This is a genomic window from Kitasatospora sp. NPDC086791 (genome assembly GCF_040685975.1).
Lineage (GTDB): Bacteria > Actinomycetota > Actinomycetes > Streptomycetales > Streptomycetaceae > Kitasatospora.
The window spans coordinates 116,252-132,493 of the sequence record NZ_JBFBOC010000014.1 but is presented as its reverse complement, the minus strand read 5'-3'; the positions used below and the strand labels follow the sequence as shown (position 1 = coordinate 132,493).

At 73.9% G+C, this 16,242-nt stretch carries 14 protein-coding genes and 1 riboswitch; of the genes, 7 read left to right on the top strand and 7 right to left on the bottom strand.

Annotated features, from left to right (window positions below; genetic code table 11):
- Nucleotides 1-99: 99 nt before the first annotated feature.
- Together AB0Q99_RS20550 and AB0Q99_RS20545 are read right to left on the bottom strand one after the other, a co-directional pair.
- A complete protein-coding gene (locus tag AB0Q99_RS20550) occupies nt 100-849 on the bottom strand; it encodes an FMN-binding negative transcriptional regulator (protein ID WP_363573775.1) in 750 nt (249 codons plus the stop codon).
- 14 nt (nt 850-863) lie between these two features.
- Nucleotides 864-1,547 carry a pyridoxamine 5'-phosphate oxidase family protein gene (locus AB0Q99_RS20545; protein WP_363573773.1) on the bottom strand — a complete coding sequence of 228 codons (684 nt, stop codon included), beginning with the start codon at nt 1,545-1,547 and terminating at the stop codon, nt 864-866.
- A 34-nt stretch (nt 1,548-1,581) separates the two neighbouring features.
- On the opposite strand from AB0Q99_RS20545, the gene AB0Q99_RS20540 reads away from it, so the two are divergent.
- On the top strand, nt 1,582-2,919 hold the full coding sequence (locus tag AB0Q99_RS20540; protein ID WP_363573771.1) for an aminotransferase class I/II-fold pyridoxal phosphate-dependent enzyme: 1,338 nt from the start codon (nt 1,582-1,584) through the stop codon (nt 2,917-2,919).
- Between the two features lie 263 nt (nt 2,920-3,182).
- Nucleotides 3,183-4,376 (top strand): GDSL-type esterase/lipase family protein, encoded by a 1,194-nt coding sequence (locus AB0Q99_RS20535; protein ID WP_363573769.1) that lies wholly within the window; start codon nt 3,183-3,185, stop codon nt 4,374-4,376.
- Between the two features lie 84 nt (nt 4,377-4,460).
- Here AB0Q99_RS20535 and AB0Q99_RS20530 read toward each other — a convergent pair whose 3' ends face one another.
- Nucleotides 4,461-5,819 carry an NAD(P)/FAD-dependent oxidoreductase gene (locus tag AB0Q99_RS20530; RefSeq protein WP_363573767.1) on the bottom strand — a complete coding sequence of 453 codons (1,359 nt, stop codon included), beginning with the start codon at nt 5,817-5,819 and terminating at the stop codon, nt 4,461-4,463.
- Nucleotides 5,820-6,011: 192 nt separating this feature from the next.
- On the opposite strand from AB0Q99_RS20530, the gene AB0Q99_RS20525 reads away from it, so the two are divergent.
- The 3 genes from AB0Q99_RS20525 to AB0Q99_RS20515 all read left to right on the top strand — a co-directional run bounded on the left by AB0Q99_RS20525 (nt 6,012) and on the right by AB0Q99_RS20515 (nt 7,741).
- Nucleotides 6,012-6,767 (top strand): HipA family kinase, encoded by a 756-nt coding sequence (locus AB0Q99_RS20525; RefSeq protein WP_363573766.1) that lies wholly within the window; start codon nt 6,012-6,014, stop codon nt 6,765-6,767.
- A complete protein-coding gene (locus AB0Q99_RS20520) occupies nt 6,764-7,180 on the top strand; it encodes a DUF3037 domain-containing protein (RefSeq protein ID WP_363573764.1) in 417 nt (138 codons plus the stop codon). The genes AB0Q99_RS20525 and AB0Q99_RS20520 overlap by 4 nt, the downstream gene beginning before the upstream one ends.
- Nucleotides 7,181-7,285: 105 nt before the next feature.
- Nucleotides 7,286-7,741, top strand: a complete 456-nt coding sequence (locus tag AB0Q99_RS20515) for a MarR family transcriptional regulator (RefSeq protein WP_363573762.1) — start codon at nt 7,286-7,288, stop codon at nt 7,739-7,741.
- A 64-nt stretch (nt 7,742-7,805) separates the two neighbouring features.
- Here the strand turns inward: AB0Q99_RS20515 and AB0Q99_RS20510 are convergent, their stop codons facing one another.
- Nucleotides 7,806-9,947 (bottom strand): AAA family ATPase, encoded by a 2,142-nt coding sequence (locus AB0Q99_RS20510; RefSeq protein ID WP_363573760.1) that lies wholly within the window; start codon nt 9,945-9,947, stop codon nt 7,806-7,808.
- Nucleotides 9,948-10,065: 118 nt separating this feature from the next.
- On the opposite strand from AB0Q99_RS20510, the gene purB reads away from it, so the two are divergent.
- A complete protein-coding gene (gene purB, locus AB0Q99_RS20505) occupies nt 10,066-11,496 on the top strand; it encodes an adenylosuccinate lyase (RefSeq protein ID WP_363573758.1) in 1,431 nt (476 codons plus the stop codon).
- Nucleotides 11,497-11,640: 144 nt separating this feature from the next.
- Here the strand turns inward: purB and AB0Q99_RS20500 are convergent, their stop codons facing one another.
- Nucleotides 11,641-13,176 (bottom strand): MFS transporter, encoded by a 1,536-nt coding sequence (locus AB0Q99_RS20500; RefSeq protein ID WP_363573756.1) that lies wholly within the window; start codon nt 13,174-13,176, stop codon nt 11,641-11,643.
- 312 nt (nt 13,177-13,488) lie between these two features.
- Nucleotides 13,489-13,669: riboswitch (cyclic di-AMP (ydaO/yuaA leader) on the top strand.
- 2 nt (nt 13,670-13,671) lie between these two features.
- Between AB0Q99_RS20500 and AB0Q99_RS20495 the strand changes: the two genes are divergently transcribed.
- Entirely contained in the window at nt 13,672-14,682 is a 1,011-nt protein-coding gene (locus AB0Q99_RS20495) for a LysM peptidoglycan-binding domain-containing M23 family metallopeptidase (RefSeq protein WP_363573754.1), read from the top strand.
- A 249-nt stretch (nt 14,683-14,931) separates the two neighbouring features.
- Here the strand turns inward: AB0Q99_RS20495 and AB0Q99_RS20490 are convergent, their stop codons facing one another.
- Both AB0Q99_RS20490 and AB0Q99_RS20485 read right to left on the bottom strand, forming a co-directional pair.
- Nucleotides 14,932-15,651: a DUF2470 domain-containing protein gene (locus AB0Q99_RS20490; RefSeq protein WP_363573752.1), complete on the bottom strand. Its 720-nt coding sequence runs from the start codon at nt 15,649-15,651 to the stop codon at nt 14,932-14,934.
- 130 nt (nt 15,652-15,781) lie between these two features.
- Nucleotides 15,782-16,210 carry a RidA family protein gene (locus AB0Q99_RS20485; protein ID WP_363573750.1) on the bottom strand — a complete coding sequence of 143 codons (429 nt, stop codon included), beginning with the start codon at nt 16,208-16,210 and terminating at the stop codon, nt 15,782-15,784.
- Between the last annotated feature and the right edge of the window lie 32 nt (nt 16,211-16,242).

Below are 16,242 nucleotides of genomic sequence, written 5' to 3'. Positions count from 1 at the left end.
ACGGGCCCGCTCTGACGCCGAGTGGGCAGGGCTCGTCTCACATTCGAGCAGCGCCGGGCTCGACCTGCCCGCGTTCGCGGCCGATCGGGTGACGCGGGGTCAGCCGGCGGCGTGCGGTGCGGTGCTGGGTGGTGCGGTGGCGTGCGGGGTGCTGGTGCTCGCGGTGGGGGCGTGCGGGGTGCCGGTGCCCGCGGTGGGGGCGTGCGACGCGGGCGTGCGCCGTTGGTGACGGCGGAGCAGTTGGGTGCGGGCGGCGGCGTACTGGTCGCGGCCGCGCCCGCCGTCGTCCGCGCGCTCGCCGAGGCGGTCGGCCATCGCGTACTGCGCCTCGGCGGGCTTCTTGTCGTCGTACTTGAACTTGGCCCGCACCTCGTCCACGGTCAGCCGGAGCCCGCGCAGGCCGGGCAGCTGACGGGCCAACTCCCCTTCGCCGGGCACCACTCGGACCTCCGGCGTCTCGGGCTGGAAGTGCGCCAGCTGGCGGTTGAGGATCTCCGCCTTGCCGGCGGCGGACTCCACGACCTCGGCCGTGCAGTGGAAGTGGACCGAGGCGTAGTAACTCGTCGGCGTGCCGGGGGCGCCGCGCCAGTGGCCAGGGGCGAAGGCGTAGCCGTCGGTGACCGCGAGGGTGACCCGGGGGTCGGCCCGGACGGCGGCCAGCAGCGGGTTGGGCGCGGCGAGGTGGAGCAGGATCTCGCCGCGCCCGGCGTCCAGCAGGAAGTGCGTCGGGACGAGCACCGGGCCCTCGCCCGGGGCGCCGTTGGCGGCGAGCAGTCCGAAGTCGCGGCCCTCGGCCAGCCAGGCGCGCCACTCCTCCTCGTCGCCGCGGTCCCAGGACCTGATCAGCATCGGGGCGGTCCTCGTCAGCGGGGGTAGTCGCGCAGGTGCGCGGGGAGCATTGCGGTGCGGTCGTCGTGCGGAACGGGGGTGCCGTGCACGGTGATGACCGGGATCAGGCCGGACCAGTGCGGCAGGTCGGCGTCCTCCGGGTCGTCCTCGGCGCCGTCCGCCCGGGTCTTGGCCGAGACCTCGTCCAGCTCCAGCCGGAGGACGGCGGTCGCGGCGAGCTCCTTGGCGTTGGCCGGGCGGACCTCGGCGGAGCGGCCGGGTACCGCCTGGTCGACCAGGGCGGCCAGCGCGACGTCCAACTCCTCCGGGTCGGTGACCTGGTGCGCGGTGCCGTGGGCGACGACCGAACGGAAGTTCACCGAGTGGTTGAACGCGGACTTGGTCAGCACCAGCGCGTCGACCTGGGTGACGGTGACGCAGACCGGCATGCCCTGCTCGCCGGAGGCGCCGCGCATCGGGCGGCTGCCGGTGGAGCCGTGCACGTAGAGCCGGCTGCCGACCCTGGCGTAGATCGTCGGCAGGACCACGGGGGCGCCGTCGGCGACGAAGCCGAGGTGGCAGACGTAGGCGCTGTCGAGGATGGCGTGGATCGCCTCCTGCTCCCAGGTGGCCCGGTCCCGGTAGCGGGTGGGGGTGGTCCTGGGAGTGCGGGAGTAGGCCGGCGAGCCTTCGGGGGTGTCTGACGGGGTGCCTGACATGACATCCTCTATGTACTAGTGCATAATTTGCTTTGTGCTAGGAGACTATCCGCTGAAAGGGCGACGCGCCAGCGAAATCGCGGCGCACATCGAACAGGGCGTGAGCAGCGGACTGCTCGCCCCCGGAACCGCGCTGCCTCCGCTGCGCGACGTCGCCGCCGAACTCGGCGTCAACCCCAACACCGTCGCCGCCGCCTACCGCCTGCTGCGCGACCGCGGCGTGATCGAGACGGCCGGCCGCAAGGGCAGCCGGATCCTCCCCAGGCCCGCGCTCACCCCGCGCGACCAGATCCGCATCCCCGTCCCCCCGCACGCCCGGGACCTCTCCACCGGCAACCCCGACCCGGCGCTGCTGCCCGACCTCGGCCTCGCCCTCGCCGCCGCCGCCGGGGCCGCCCGCGCCGAGCCGGTGCTGTACGGACACCCCGCCGTCGACCCGGACCTGCTCGCGCTCGCCCGCGCCTCCTTCGAGGCCGACGGTCTGCCCGGCGGCCCGGTCGTCGTCGCCTCCGGCTCGCTCGACACCGTCGAACGCATCCTCGGCGCCCGGCTGCGGGCCGGCGACGCGGTGGCCGTCGAGGACCCGGGCTGGGGCAGCCTGCTCGACCTGTTGCCCGCGATGGGCCTCCGGCAGCTGCCCGTCCGGCTGGACGACGAGGGCCCGCTGCCGGCGGCGCTCGCGGCGGCACTGGCCGAGGGGGCCCGGGCGGTGGTGGTCACCAGCCGGGCGCAGAACCCGACCGGCGCGGCGCTCACCGCGCGCCGGGCCGAAGAGCTGAAGGCCGTCCTGGCCGAGTACCCCGGGGTGCTGCTGATCGAGGACGACCACGGGCACGGCATGGTCGACCAGCCGTACCACCCGCTGGTCGGCGCCGGGTCGCGGCACTGGGCGGTGGTGCGCTCGGCGGCCAAGGCGTACGGGCCCGACCTGCGGGTCTCGGTGGCGGTCGGTGACGCGGAGACGATCGGACGGGTGGCCGGGCGGCTGCGGCTGGGCGCCGGCTGGGTCAGCCACCTGCTGCAGCGCACCGTCGCCGAGTTGTGGCGCGGCGACGCGGCGCCGGTCGCGCTGGTGGCCGCGACCTACCGGGCCCGGCGGGACGCGCTGCTGGACGAGCTGGCGGCGCGCGGGATCGAGGCGCACGGGCGGAGCGGGCTGAACGTCTGGGTGCCGGTGCCGGACGAGACCTCGGCGCTGGCGGCGCTGGTGCAGCGCGGCTGGGTCGCGTCGCCCGGCGCACGGTACCGGATCCAGTCGCCGCCCGGGCTGCGGTTCACCACGGCGCGGCTGGAGGCGGCGCAGGCCCGGGCGCTCGCGGAGGACCTGGCGGCGGTGCTGGGGGCGGACGGGGGCGGATCGCGGCTGGTGTGACGCCCGGCGCCTCGCGCGATGGGGGTGGTGAGTGCGACGGGTGCGGCGGGTGTGGCAGGGGTGAACCCGCGGGCGGCGTCCGGTGATCCGGCGGTCGGTCTGGTCTGAACCCGCCGGTAACAAAAGCGAAACCTGCCGCAGATACCTAGCGGTAACAGGCGGGGGCATGTCATCTTCATCGCGCCACCGGCCGGCGGCCCACCCTCACACAGGCGTCCTCCCGTTCCCCATCCACGGGAAGACCGAGCCGCAGGAGTTCCGTCGTGCCCGAAAACTGTTCGAGCATCACCCGCAGCGCGCCTCGACTCGGACGACGGCTGCTCACCGCAGCCGTCGCCCTCCCGCTCGCCGTCGCGGGTCTGGCCGTCGCCGCACCGGCCTCCGCGGCACCGGCCTCCGCGCCCTCCGCGCCCACCGCCAGCGTCACGCTCGGCGACAGCTACATCTCCGGCGAGGCCGGCCGCTGGAAGGGCAACTCGGCCGGCACCAGCGGCAGCCGCAACGGCAGCGACCGGGCCTGGACCGGCAGTTCGTACGACCCCTCGCGGGTCTACGGCGCGACGGCGGCGAGCGGCTGCGACCGCTCCGACGTCGCCGAGGTGATCAGCGCCTCGACCGGCGCCCAGAACGAGATCAACCTGGCCTGCTCCGGCGCCGTCACGGCGAACGTCTTCCGCGCCTCCAACGGCGGCCAGTCGTACAAGGGCGAAGCCCCGCAGGCCGACCAACTCGCCGGCGTGGCACGGCAGAACAACGTCAAGCTGATCACCCTGTCGATCGGCGGCAACGACCTGGGCTTCGCCGACGTCATCTCCACCTGCGTGCAGGACTACCTGATCTGGTACTCGTACTGCCGCGACTCCGCGCAGTCCCAGATCGACGACCGGATGCCCACGGCGATGGCCGGGGTCGGCAAGGCGATCGACGAGATCCGTGCCGTGATGGCCGGTGCGGGCTACGCGGAGTCGGACTACCGGCTGGTGCTGCAGTCCTACCCGTCGCCGATCCCGCGCGGCGCCGAGATGCGGTACCCGGAGAGCGGCTGGACCCGTTCCAACACCGGTGGCTGCCCGTTCTGGGACGGGGACGCCGACTGGGCCCGCGACTCGCTGGTGCCGCAGATCTCCCAGGCGCTGGCCGGTGTCGCCGCCGCCAAGGGGGCGCAGTTCCTGGACCTGTCGGACATGCTGCAGGGCCGCGAGGTCTGCTCGACGGCCACCAAGCAGCCGACCGCGAGCTCCGGTCCGTCCGCGACCACCAGCGAGTGGGCGCGTTTCCTGGACGGCGGGCTCAACTCCACGCAGGGCGCGCTGCAGGAGTCGATGCACCCCAACTACTACGGCCAGCTGGCGGTCGGGCGCTGCCTGACGCTGCTGTGGGGGCGCCCGAGCGGTGACTACGCGTGCCGCAACACGGCCGGGCAGGACGCGAGCGGGATGTACCTGACCGCGCGGTGACCGCAGGCTCCGGCGCCCCCGCGGGATCGGTCGCGGGGACGCCGGAGTCGTCGTGCGCCTGTTGCCGAGGCGGTGCGGTCGCGATCAGCCCTTGGCGAGCAAGGACTGTGCGTGCGCGCGCACCTGATCCTTCGTCAGGTAGGCGTCGGTGTACTCGAAGTCACGCAGCCGGGCGGGCTGGCGGGCCAGGAAGCCGGTGCGGACGAAGTCGTCCCCGGCGCTCGCGTTGAGCAGCCAGTTGGCACCCACCCGGAACTTGGCCACGTTGGTGCGCATCGCCATCAGGTGGTAGCCGCGCGCGACCAGCTGGGCGGGCACCCCGCGCAGCTCCACGCCCATCGGCTTGGAGACCGCGTCCTTGCCGCCCAGGTCGACCACCAGGCCCAAGTCCTTGTGGTAGTAAGGCTCCAGGGGCTGGTTGCGGAGCGAGGCGATCACGTTGTCCGCCACCACGCGGCCCTGCCGGGCGGAGTGCTGGGCGGTCGGCGGGCAGACCGCGCCGTCGCCCTTGGCCAGATCGGGCACGGCGGCGGCGTCCCCGAGCGCGAACACGCCCTCGAACTGCGGCACCCGCATCTCCGCCGTCACGGCGAGCCGGCCGCGCACCGTCTCGGCGTCCAGCGTGCCGATCAGCGGGCTCGCGGCCACGCCGGCCGTCCAGATCAGCGTGCGGCAGGGGAGCACCCGGCCGTCGGTGAACTTGACCGATTCGGCGCCGACTTCGGCCACCGAGACGCCCAGCGACACCTCGATGCCGCGCCCCCGAAGCACCTCCAGGGCCGCGTCGCCGAGCGGGTCGCCGAGCTCCGGCATCAGCTTCGGGGCGATGTCGACCAGGTGCCACTTGATCTGCCGGGCGTCCAGCCGCGGGTAGCGGTGGGTGGCAGCGGTGGTCAGGCGCTGCAGGCAGGCGGCCGTCTCGGTGCCCGCGTAGCCGCCGCCGACCACCACGAACTGCAGCCGGGACTCGCGCTCCCGCTGGTCCAGGGTGGCCGAGGCGAGGTCGAGCTGGGCGATCACGTGGTCGCGGACGTAGGCCGCCTCGGCGAGCGTCTTCATGCCGCGGGCGTAGTCGGTGAGGCCCGGGATGTCGAAGGTGCGGGTGACGCTGCCGGGGGCGAGGACCAGGATGTCGTACTTCTGCGCGACCACCTCGTCGGTGATCTTGCGGATCACGCAGACCTTGGAGGCCGGATCGACGCCGATGGCACCGCCGGGGACGATGTGGGTGCGGCGGAGCGAGCGGCGCAGGGAGACGGCCACGGACTGCGGGGTGAGGACGCCGGCGGCGACGTGGGGGAGGAGGGGGAGGTAGAGCTGGTAGCCGAACGGCGTGACCAGCGAGATCTCGGCCTCCGAGGGTGACAGCTTGCGTTCGAGGCGGCGGGCGCACTCCAGGCCGGCGAAGCCACCGCCCACGATCAGGATCCGAGGTCGTTCCATCGCTCATCCCTTTGCCGTGAAGGTCCCCAGTTACTGTCCGCCACACTCGCACGGAGCAGCGGGGGCTGCCACCGGGGCGGGGCGGAGGAGGGAGGGGCTTGGGGTCGCGGGTTGGGGTTGGGGATTGGGGCGGAGCGGCGGGTGGTGTCGTGGTGGGAGAGGAAGGGGCGGCGGCACCGATAGGCTGTGGGCGTGCTACCCGAGGTGACGGCGATCCGGTACGTGACGCCACTGCGAGAAGGCGGCTCGATGCCGGGCCTGGTCGAGGCCGACGACCGGCGGCTCTACGCGCTGAAATGGGTCGGTGCGGCGCAGGGGCGCAAGGCCCTGGTCGCGGAGGTGCTGGCCGGGGAACTGGCGCGGCGGCTCGGGCTGCCGGTGCCGGAGCTGGTGACCGTCGACCTGGACCCGGTGCTCGCGCGCAGCGAGCCGGACCACCAGATCCAGGACCAGATGCGGGCCAGCGGCGGGACCAACCTCGGGATGGCCTTCGTCAGCGGTGCGCTCAACTTCGACCCGCTCTGCTTCGAGGTCGATCCCGAACTCGCGGGCCGGGTGCTCTGGTTCGACGCGCTGATCGGCAACGTCGACCGGTCCTGGCGCAATCCCAACCTGCTGGTGGCGACCGGCGGGCTGCGGCTGATCGACCACGGCGCGAGCCTGATCTTCCACCACAACTGGCCCGGTGCCGCCGGTTGGGTGCGCCGCCCGTACGACGCCTCCGACCACGCGCTGCTGGGCGCCCGGCCGGACCTGGGGGCCGCCGACAAGGAGCTCGCGCCGCTCGCGGAGGCGGCGGTCGAGGCGGCCGTGGCGCAGATCCCCGAGGTCTGGCTGATGGACGAGTTCGGCTTCGACTCGCCCGACGAGGTGCGCGCCGCGTACCGTTCCCAGCTGACCGATCGACTGGCCGGTCCGCGTGACTGGCTGCCGGAGGTGCCCGCATGACCGGGTCGTCGACGCACGTGCTGCCGGCCACCGTCGAGCTGCACGACTACGAGTACGCCGTGATCCGCGCGGTGCCGCGGGTCGAGCGCGGCGAGTGCGTCAACGTCGGGGTGCTGCTGTACTGCCGGCAGGGTGCGCACCTGGCGGCGCGCACCCACCTGGACCAGGCGCGGCTGCTGGCGCTGGACCCGGTGGTGGACGTGCAGGGGGTGCGGCGGGCGCTGCACGGGATCGAGGCGGTCTGCGCGGGCGGCCCGCCGGCCGGTCCGGCGGCCGGGGACAGCCCCGGGCAGCGGTTCCGCTGGCTGACCGCGCCGCGCAGCGCGATCGTCCAGCCGGGGCCGGTGCACACCGGGCTGACCGCCGACCCGGACGCGGAGCTGCGGCGGCTCTTCGACCAGTTGGTGCTCTGAGCGGACGCTCCGAGCGCCCCGGCGGGCGGGAGTGTGAGGTGGCTCGCCGACGGTTGCCCCGGTCAAAGCTTGAGTTGCTGAAGCACCTGGTCGTACCCTGACCCCATGGGTTCGACAGCGACGACGACCGTACCGACCAACGCCGAGCTGATGGAGGCGTTGGCCGCCGTCGGCGCCGCGTACTTCCAGGACTTCGCGGCGGCCGCGGCCCGGCACGGGCTCTCCTCCTCGCAGGCCAAGGCGCTGGGCGCGGTGCAGGAGCCGGTGCCGATGCGCGCGCTGGCCGGGCGGCTGGGCTGCGACGCGTCGAACGTCACCGGGATCGTGGACCGGCTGGAGTCGCTGGGCCTGGCCAACCGGGCGGCGGCGGCCGGTGACCGCCGGGTGAAGATCGTGGTCATCACGGACGAGGGCCGGGAGATCCTCAACCGCATCCGCAGCGAGATGGGCCGCACCCACCAGGCCTTCGAGGCGATGACCGACGAGCAGCGGATCGCCCTGCACTCGATCTGCGGGCAGGTCCTGCCGGTGCTGGCCGGCCGGACGGGCGGCGCGCAGTAGGTTCCGCGCCGCCCGCGCCGCCGGTGCTGGTGGTGTCGCCGGTGATCGCCCGTGGTCGCCGCGGTCAGAGCAGTCCGGCGAGTTCCGGCGGCAGCGGCCGGTGGTGGAGCAGGGTGAGCGAGCGGGTCGCCCGGGTGAGGGCGACGTAGCGGTCGCGCGGGGCGAGGGCGGCCGGCTCGACCACCACGACCGCGTCGAACTCCAGGCCCTTGGCGGCCGCGACGGTCAGCGCGCCCAGCTCCGCGGCCAGGTCGTCCGGTGCGATGACACCCGAGGTGCCCGAGGTCGCGGGCAGGCGGGCGAGCGCGGCGGCGAAGTCGCCGTCCGGGACGGACAGCGCGCGCGGGTGCTCGGTGCCCGGCCGGACGGACTCGGGTGGCTGCTGGTCCGGCGCGGCGGTGCGCAGGACGGCGGTGGCGAGCGCCATGATCGGCTCCGGCGTGCGGTAGTTGACGGTCAGCCGCTCCTCGCGCCAGCGGCCGGGCAGGTGCGGGTCGAGCATCGCGGCCCAACTGCGGGCGCCGGCCGGGGATCCGGTCTGGGCGAGGTCGCCGACGATGGTCAGGGAACCGGACGGCACCCGGCGCAGGACGGCACGCCAGGCCATCGCGGACAGTTCCTGTGCCTCGTCCACGACGACGTGGCCGTACGCCCAGGTGCGGTCGGCGGCGGCGCGTTCGGCGGTGGAGCGGTACGGGCCGTCGTCCCGGAAGCGTTCGGCCAGAGCGGCGGAGTCCAGCAGGACGTCGTCGGTCTGCCCGGTGATGGTCAGCACGCCCCGGGCGAAGCAGAGTTCGGCGTCGTCGTCGGCGGCGTCCCCGGAACGAGCGGTGAACGGCCTTTCCTCGCCGAGGAGTTCGGCGGCCTCGTCCAGCAGCGGGACGTCCTCGGCCGTCCACGGGGAGCCGGGCGGACGGAGCAGGGCGGCGGCGTGCTCGGGGGCCGCCTCGGCGAGCAACTCGCCGTCGCCGAGCAGTCGTTCGAGCAGCTGCTGCGGGGTGAGGCGGGGCCAGAGCGGGTCGAGGGCGGCGCGGACGTCCGCCCGGGCCCACAGCTCGCGCGGGGCGTAGTGCGCCTCCTCCTCGTCGTACGGGCGGCCGAGGGAGAGCGCCTGGGCGATGGCGAGGGCGTCGAGCAGGGTGCGCAGGTAGAAGGCGCGGGCCCGGTTGTGCGGGACCCGCAGGCCGCGGGCGGCGTCCAGGGCCTGGACGCAGGCCCGGGCGGGGACGGTCAGCCCCTCGCCGAGGTCGAGGCCTCCGGCGGGGGCCGACTGGTGGGCGGCGAGGGCGCGGCGGAGGACTCCGGCCATCCAGGGACCGCCCTTGGCGACGGCCGTGGCGGGGGAGTCGGTGCCGGTGGCGGCGACGCCGGGGAGGAGTTCGCCGACGGTGCGCAGCACCACCTCGGTCTCGCCGAGGGCGGGCAGCACCTCGTCGATGTACCGCAGGAAGCCGGGGTTGGGGCCGATCAGCAGGACGCCGCGGCGCTCCAGTGCGGCGCGGTGGGTGAACAGCAGGTAGGCGGCGCGGTGCAGGGCGGTGAGGGTCTTGCCGGTGCCCGGACCGCCCTGGACGACCAGGGCGCCGCGCAGCGGGGAACGGATCACCCGGTCCTGCTCGGCCTGGATGGTGGCGACCGCGCTGCTCATCCGGCCGGTGCGGTCGCGGCCGAGGGCGGCGAACAGGGCGGCCTCGCCGACCAGGCCGCGCCGGCCGGACTCGTCCAGCCCGGCGAGGTCGAGCGCCTCGTCGTCCAGGCCGGTGAGGGTGCGGCCGCGGGTGTGCAGGTGGCGGCGGCGGACGACGGGGCCGGGTCGGGCGGGGGTCGCGGTGTAGAAGGGGCGGGCGGCGGGGGTGCGCCAGTCGAGCAGCAGGGGTTCGTACGCCTCGTCGGTCAGGCCGGTGCGGCCGATGTAGCGGACGGTGCCGTCGCGTTCGTCGAGGCGGCCGAAGCATAGGCCGCGTTCGACGGCGTCGAGCCGGGCGGCGTGGCGGGCGGCCTCGTGGGCGCGCACCTCGCGCTCCAGCCTGGCCTGGTGGGTGCCGCCGGGCGTGGCTCCGTCGTGGGCTCCGTCGGCGGTGCGCTGGGCCCGTTCGCGGACGGTGTCCAGCCGGGCGTAGAGCTCGGTGAGTCGGGCCTGCTCGGTGCGCAGGGCCTCGGCGGGGTCGTCGTCGGAGTGCGTCGTGGTCGCTGGAATTCCATCCATAGCTGTGATATCCTTGCGGTGAGAAGTTTCTGGTGCGCCATCTGAAAGGCGCTCAATTGACCCAGCCTACCCCATCCGCCGCCGCCCGGCGTGACCTCGGCTGTTACTCTTGCGAAGCGTGAGCGCGAAGCCCCAGATCCCCAATGTCCTGGCCTCCCGGTACGCCTCGGCGACCCTGGCCCAGCTGTGGTCCCCCGAGCACAAGGTGGTCCTTGAGCGCCACCTGTGGCTCGCCGTCCTGAAGGCCCAGCAGGACCTCGGCGTCGAGGTGCCCGCCACCGCCGTCGCCGACTACGAGCGAGTGATCGACCAGGTCGACCTCGGCTCGATCGCCGCCCGTGAGCGGGTCACCCGCCACGACGTGAAGGCCCGCATCGAGGAGTTCAGCGAGCTCGCCGGCCACGAGCAGATCCACAAGGGAATGACCTCCCGGGACCTGACCGAGAACGTCGAGCAGCTGCAGATCCGCCAGTCGCTGGAGCACGTGCGCGACCGTACGGTGGCCGTCCTCGTCCGCCTGGCCAAGCTGTCCGCCCAGCACTCCGAGCTGGTCATGGCCGGCCGCTCGCACAACGTGGCCGCGCAGGCCACCACCCTGGGCAAGCGCTTCGCGTCGATCACCGACGAGCTGCTGGTCGCCTTCCGCCGCCTGGAGGAGCTGATCGCCCGCTACCCGCTGCGCGGGATCAAGGGCCCGGTCGGCACCGCCCAGGACATGCTGGACCTGCTCGGTGGCGACACCGACAAGCTGGCCGAGCTGGAGCGCCGGGTCGCCGGGCACCTCGGCTTCGACAACGTGCTGACCAGCGTCGGCCAGGTCTACCCCCGCTCGCTGGACTTCGAGGTGCTCACCGCCCTCGTCCAGCTGGCCGCCGCGCCGTCCAGCCTGGCCAAGACCATCCGTCTGATGGCCGGCCACGAGCTGGTCACGGAGGGCTTCAAGGAGGGCCAGGTCGGCTCCTCCGCGATGCCGCACAAGATGAACACCCGCTCCTGCGAGCGCGTCAACGGCCTGGCCGTCATCCTGCGGGGCTACGCCTCGATGACCGGCGAGCTGGCCGGCGACCAGTGGAACGAGGGCGACGTCTCCTGCTCGGTGGTGCGCCGGGTCGCGCTGCCGGACGCGTTCTTCGCCTTCGACGGCCTGCTGGAGACCTTCCTGACCGTCCTCGACGAGTTCGGCGCCTTCCCCGCCGTGATCGAGGCCGAGCTGGACCGCTACCTGCCGTTCCTGGCCACCACCAAGGTCCTGATGGGCGCGGTGCGCGCGGGTGTCGGCCGGGAGACCGGGCACGAGGTCATCAAGGAGCACGCCGTCGCCTCCGCGCTGGCGATGCGCGCGGGCGCCCGGGAGAACGAGCTGCTGGACCGCCTGGCCGCCGACGAGCGGATCCCGCTTGACCGGGCCGCGCTGGACGCGCTGCTGGCCGACAAGCTCTCCTTCACCGGTGCGGCCGGCGCCCAGGTCGCCGAGGTGGTCCGTCAGGTGGAGACCGTCGCGGCCGCCTACCCGGAGGCCGCCAAGTACGCGCCCGCCGACATCCTCTGATCTCGGCGAGCCGCGCGCTCGGGTGCGGATCGCCTGCTGCGCTTCGCCTGCTGCGCTTCGCCTGACGCGCTTCGCCTGACGCGCGTCCCGTGGTGAGCATTGTGCGATGTGCATTCCCTGAAGCGCAGTCGAGTTGACGTGGTGTCAGCTTTCGGGCGAGGGCCCCGCCGCCGGACCGGTGGCGGGGCCCTCGTGCGTGTGGACGTGGCCCGGGTCGAGCGGCGGGGTGGTGCCGCAGATCCACTCGCAGTTCGGCTCGGCCACCGGGTGGTCCTCGGGGGCGAGCACATTGCCCCGGACGGTGGCGAAGGCGATCAGCCCGCCGCCGGCCAGCAGGCCCGCGCAGATCAGCATGGCGGTGTGGAAGGCGGAGTCGACCGCGGCCGGCACCCGGTAGGCGTCGCCGCTCAGCCCGGCCAGCGCCGGGAGGGCGGCCACCGCGAGCAGACCGGCCGCGCGGGCGGCGGCGTTGTTGACCCCGCTCGCGATGCCCGCGTGGCGGACCTCGACGGCGGCCAGCACGGTGGCCGTCAGCGGGGCGACCAGCAGGGTCATCCCGCAGCCCATCACCGTGACGGCGGGCAGCACGTCCGTCCAGTACGAGGAGTCCGGGCCGATGCGCAGCATCAGCAGCACCCCGGCGGCGCACACCAGCGGGCCGACGGTGAGCGGGATCCGCGGGCCGATCCGCTTCCCGAGACGCCCCGCGCGCGCCGACAGCGCCAGCATCAGCACCGTGATCGGCACCAGTGCGAAGCCGGAGAGCAGCGGCGAGAACCCGGCGACGATCTGCAGCTGCACCACCAGGAGGAAGAAGACGCCGCTGAACGCCGCGTACACGCAGAGGGTGACCAGGTTCACGGAGGTGAACAGCCGGGAGGAGAACAGGCCGAGCGGCAGCATCGGTTCGGGCGTGCGGCGTTCGACGGCCACGAAGGCGGCGCCGAGCAGCACGCCGATCACCCCGGTCGCCCAGACCGTGGCGGACACGCCCTCGCCGGCGGCGGTCAGGGCGTAGGTGATCGCGCCGAGGGCGAGCGCGGCGAGCACCGCGCCGAGCACGTCGAAGCGGCCGGAGGCGCTCTCGTCCCGGCTCTCCGGTACGGACCGGGTGGCGACCGCGATCACGGCCGCGGCGAGCGGCAGGTTCAGCAGGAAGATCCAGCGCCAGCCGGGGCCGTCGACCAGCCAGCCGCCGAGGAAGGGGCCGACCGCGGCCGACACCCCGCCGAGGCCGGACCACAGGCCGACCGCCGCCGAACGGTCGTCAGGGTGGAAGACCGCCTGGAGCATGGCGAGTGAGCCGGGAGTGAGCAGCGCCCCGCCGATGCCCTGGACGGCGCGGGCGGCGATCAGCACCTGGATGGTCGGCGCGACGGCGCAGGCCGCGGAGGCGACGGCGAACCAGACCACGCCGATCAGGAAGACCCGGCGCCTGCCGTACCGGTCGCCGAGCGCGCCGCCGAGCAGGATCAGGCCCGCCAGGGTGAGTAGATAGGAGTTCAGCGTCCATTGCAGGGACGCCAGGGAGGCGCCGAGGTCGGCGCCGATCCGGGGCAGGGCGACGTTCACCACGGTGCCGTCGAGCATCGCCATGCTGGAGCCGAGCACCGTCGCCAGTAGTACCCAGCGACCCTGCGCGGTGCTCAGGCGCAGGGTGCCGGCCTCGGAGGTGGCCACGGCCCGATCCTGCGCCCCGCGGGGCGCACGTGACAAGGGTCACCGGCGGGTGTGTCGGTGGCGGGCGCTGCGTGAGCGGGCGACCGCGTGGCGTGGCCGACTTCGGCGCAGGGTCGTGGATCAGTGGCGCGGGGTGAATGGATTGTGTACACACCGTGCCGTGGTCCATTCGGAGGGTCACCGGACTTCCGGGGGTCGTTGCGGGTTCAAGAGATCGACATTGCTTCACCTGAACGGATGGGTTTTAGTTCAGCGACCGCCCGGCCAGTCCGGACGGATCCACCGGGTGGAACGCCAAGTCCTGCCGCTGCCCGGTGGTTCGAACTGAACTCTGTACGGCAGGAGCGGGGGACCCACAGGTAAGTCGCCGGACCGGAGTTCGCGCCTCAGGGCGCGGGCGTCCAGGACCGGCTTGGGGTGAAGCCGCGCATGCGGCCGGGCAACTCCAGCCCGAACCCGACAGCTCACCTCGCAGGCGTCGGAGAGGAAACTTCCATGCCTGCTCAGGCTCGTCGTATCGCCCTGCCCCGCGCCGCCCGCATCGGCATCGCCACCGCCGTCACCGGTGTCTCCTTCGCCCTTCCGCTCGTGACCGCGATGAGCGCCCAGGCGCACACCGCTCCGGCCGCCCCGGCCGCGCCCGCCGCGGCTGCTGCCGCCGTCACCGCCGGTACCGCTGGTGCCGCTGACGCCAAGCCGGCCGCGCAGGCCGCTCCGGCCGCCGCGGCCGCCACGTCCGAGAGCTACCGCGTCGTCAGCGGTGACACCCTGTCCAAGATCGCCGTCGCCAAGCACGTCGAGGGCGGCTGGCACGCGTTGTACGAGCAGAACCGCTCGGTCGTCGGCGCCAACCCGAACCTGATCTTCCCGGGCCAGCACCTCACCTTCGCCGGCCACGCCGCGGCGCCGGCCGCGGACACTGCCCCGGCTGCCCCGGCTGCCCCGGCTGCCCCGGCCAAGCCGGCCGCTCCGGCTGTCGCCGCCAAGCCGCAGGCCCAGGTCAAGACCGTGGCCGCCAAGCCGGCCGCCCCGGTGCAGACCCAGGTTCAGACCGCCGCTCCGGCTTCGGCCGTGACCGCCGCTCCGGTCGCCGCCACCTCCGGCTTCGTCGCGCCGCTGGCCAACCCGAAGCTCGGCACCGCCTACGGCGTGGCCGGCTCGATGTGGGCCTCCGGCCACCACACCGGCCAGGACTTCGTGGCCTCCACCGGCACCCCGCTGCGCGCCGTCGCCAACGGTGTCGTGGTCAAGGCCGGCAACGGCGGTGCCTACGGCAACGAGGTCGAGATCAAGCTCGCCGACGGTCACTACGCCGAGTACGCGCACCTCTCCGTGATCGGTGTGAAGATCGGTCAGACCGTCACCGTCGGCCAGCAGATCGGCCTCTCCGGCGCCACCGGCAACGTGACCGGCCCGCACCTGCACTTCGAGATCCGCACCGGCTCGGAGTACGGCTCGGACATCGACCCGGTCGCCTACCTGCGCGCGCACGGCGTCGCGCTCTGACCCTCCGGGGATCAGGTCCAGGGTTTCAGGAACCACCGCTGCCGCGGAGCGAATCGATCCTCCGGGATGGTCATGTCGGGTGACCGCTCGACCGGGTGATCGCCGTGCAGTGGACATGGGCGCGGGACACGCCCAGGCCGGCCCGGCTCGCGGGAATCACCTCCCTCGCGAGCCGGGCCGGCCGCTGCCGTTTCCGGGGAGCGGGGCGGTGGGGTGGCGGGGGTGGTGGAGGTGGTGGGGTGTGTCGGGTCAGCCGCGGTGGGCCGGCAGGCCGTAGTGGGCGGCGGTCAACAGGTCGTGCATCCGGTGCCCGAAGTCCTCGGTGTCGCCGGCCGGTTCGGGGAAGACCAGGCGGACGTCGCGGTGGCCGTCGGGGTGGTCCAGGCGCAGCACCAGGCCGTGGCGGTCCAGGGCGAGCGGACGGACGTCCGGGTTCCGGGCGAGCAGCGGCGGGTCGAGGAGGCGGGTGAGGGCCTCGACCGCGTCGGCGTGGTCGTCGGCGAAGTGGGTGAGCATCGCGGCCTCGTGGCGGGCCATCGGGTCGGGGGTGGCGCGGGCGAGGTCCTCGGCGGTGACCGCGCCGGTGCCGTACGGGGTGGCGAGGACGGCGTGGGCGACGTCGACGCGCAGGTGGACGCTGAGGCCGTCGTCGGCGAGGTGGGCCAGGTGCAGTCGGCCGGCCAGGGTGAGCCGGGCGCGGACGCGGTCCCGAACGGCGACCGGGGAGACGTCGGTGACGTCGAGGACGACGGCGAGGCCCTCGGTGGCGTGGGCGGCGGCCACGGTGAGCGGGGCGTCCAGCGGGGCGCGCATCCGCAGGCGGGAGCCGTGGACGGAGACCGGGGTGTCCAGGTCGTGGTGTTCGCCCAGGGCGCGGACGGCGAGCGAGGAGGTCGTGCTGAGCAGGCTCCGGATCCGTTCGGCGGTGCTGGGCTCGGGGACCTCGGTGTCGCCGGTGGGCAGGCTCATGGGCGGACCTCCAGTTGGTTAGGTGAGCCTAACCTAATGTTCGTGCGAGGGTTCGGCAAGCGGGCGTCGGGACGTGCCGGAGGGCCCGGACGCGGGTCCGGGCCCTCCGGGGTGGCGGATGTGGGTGGCGTCAGGCGACGACGGCCTGGGCGTCGATCTCGACCAGCATCGGCTCCTGCGGGAGCTCGGCGAAGATGGTGGTGCGGCAGGGCTTCACGCCGCCGGGCTCGATGTTCTCCTCGATGAACTCGGCGTAGACCTCGTTCATCAGCGGGAAATCGGCCCGCTTGGTGAGGTAGACGCGGAACATCACCACGTCCTCGACGGTGGCGCCGCCGGCCTCGATGATGGCCTTGACGTTCTCCAGGGTGCGCCGGGTCTGCGCCTTCACGTCGCCGTGGTGGAGGTACTCGCCGGTCGCCGGGTCCTGCGGGCCCTGGCCGGAGACCTGCAGGATCGGGCCCTTGCGGACGCCCTGGGAGAACATCCAGGCCGGGGCCGGGGCGCCGTCGGTGCGGATCTCGACCTTCGCGCCGATCGGGGGGTGCTCGGAGGACATGGGGCTCCTTGGGGCTCGTGACAGTTCGTAAT

Excerpts from the sequence above, each read along its gene's own strand:
- AB0Q99_RS20550 (WP_363573775.1), bottom strand. The coding sequence starts at position 849 with ATGCTGATCAGGTCCTGGGACCGCGGCGACGAGGAGGAGTGGCGCGCC.
- AB0Q99_RS20545 (WP_363573773.1), bottom strand. The coding sequence starts at position 1,547 with ATGTCAGGCACCCCGTCAGACACCCCCGAAGGCTCGCCGGCCTACTCC.
- AB0Q99_RS20530 (WP_363573767.1), bottom strand. The coding sequence starts at position 5,819 with ATGGAACGACCTCGGATCCTGATCGTGGGCGGTGGCTTCGCCGGCCTG.
- AB0Q99_RS20520 (WP_363573764.1), top strand. The coding sequence starts at position 6,764 with ATGACCGGGTCGTCGACGCACGTGCTGCCGGCCACCGTCGAGCTGCAC.
- AB0Q99_RS20515 (WP_363573762.1), top strand. The coding sequence starts at position 7,286 with ATGGGTTCGACAGCGACGACGACCGTACCGACCAACGCCGAGCTGATG.
- AB0Q99_RS20510 (WP_363573760.1), bottom strand. The coding sequence starts at position 9,947 with ATGGATGGAATTCCAGCGACCACGACGCACTCCGACGACGACCCCGCC.
- AB0Q99_RS20495 (WP_363573754.1), top strand. The coding sequence starts at position 13,672 with ATGCCTGCTCAGGCTCGTCGTATCGCCCTGCCCCGCGCCGCCCGCATC.
- AB0Q99_RS20490 (WP_363573752.1), bottom strand. The coding sequence starts at position 15,651 with ATGAGCCTGCCCACCGGCGACACCGAGGTCCCCGAGCCCAGCACCGCC.
- AB0Q99_RS20485 (WP_363573750.1), bottom strand. The coding sequence starts at position 16,210 with ATGTCCTCCGAGCACCCCCCGATCGGCGCGAAGGTCGAGATCCGCACC.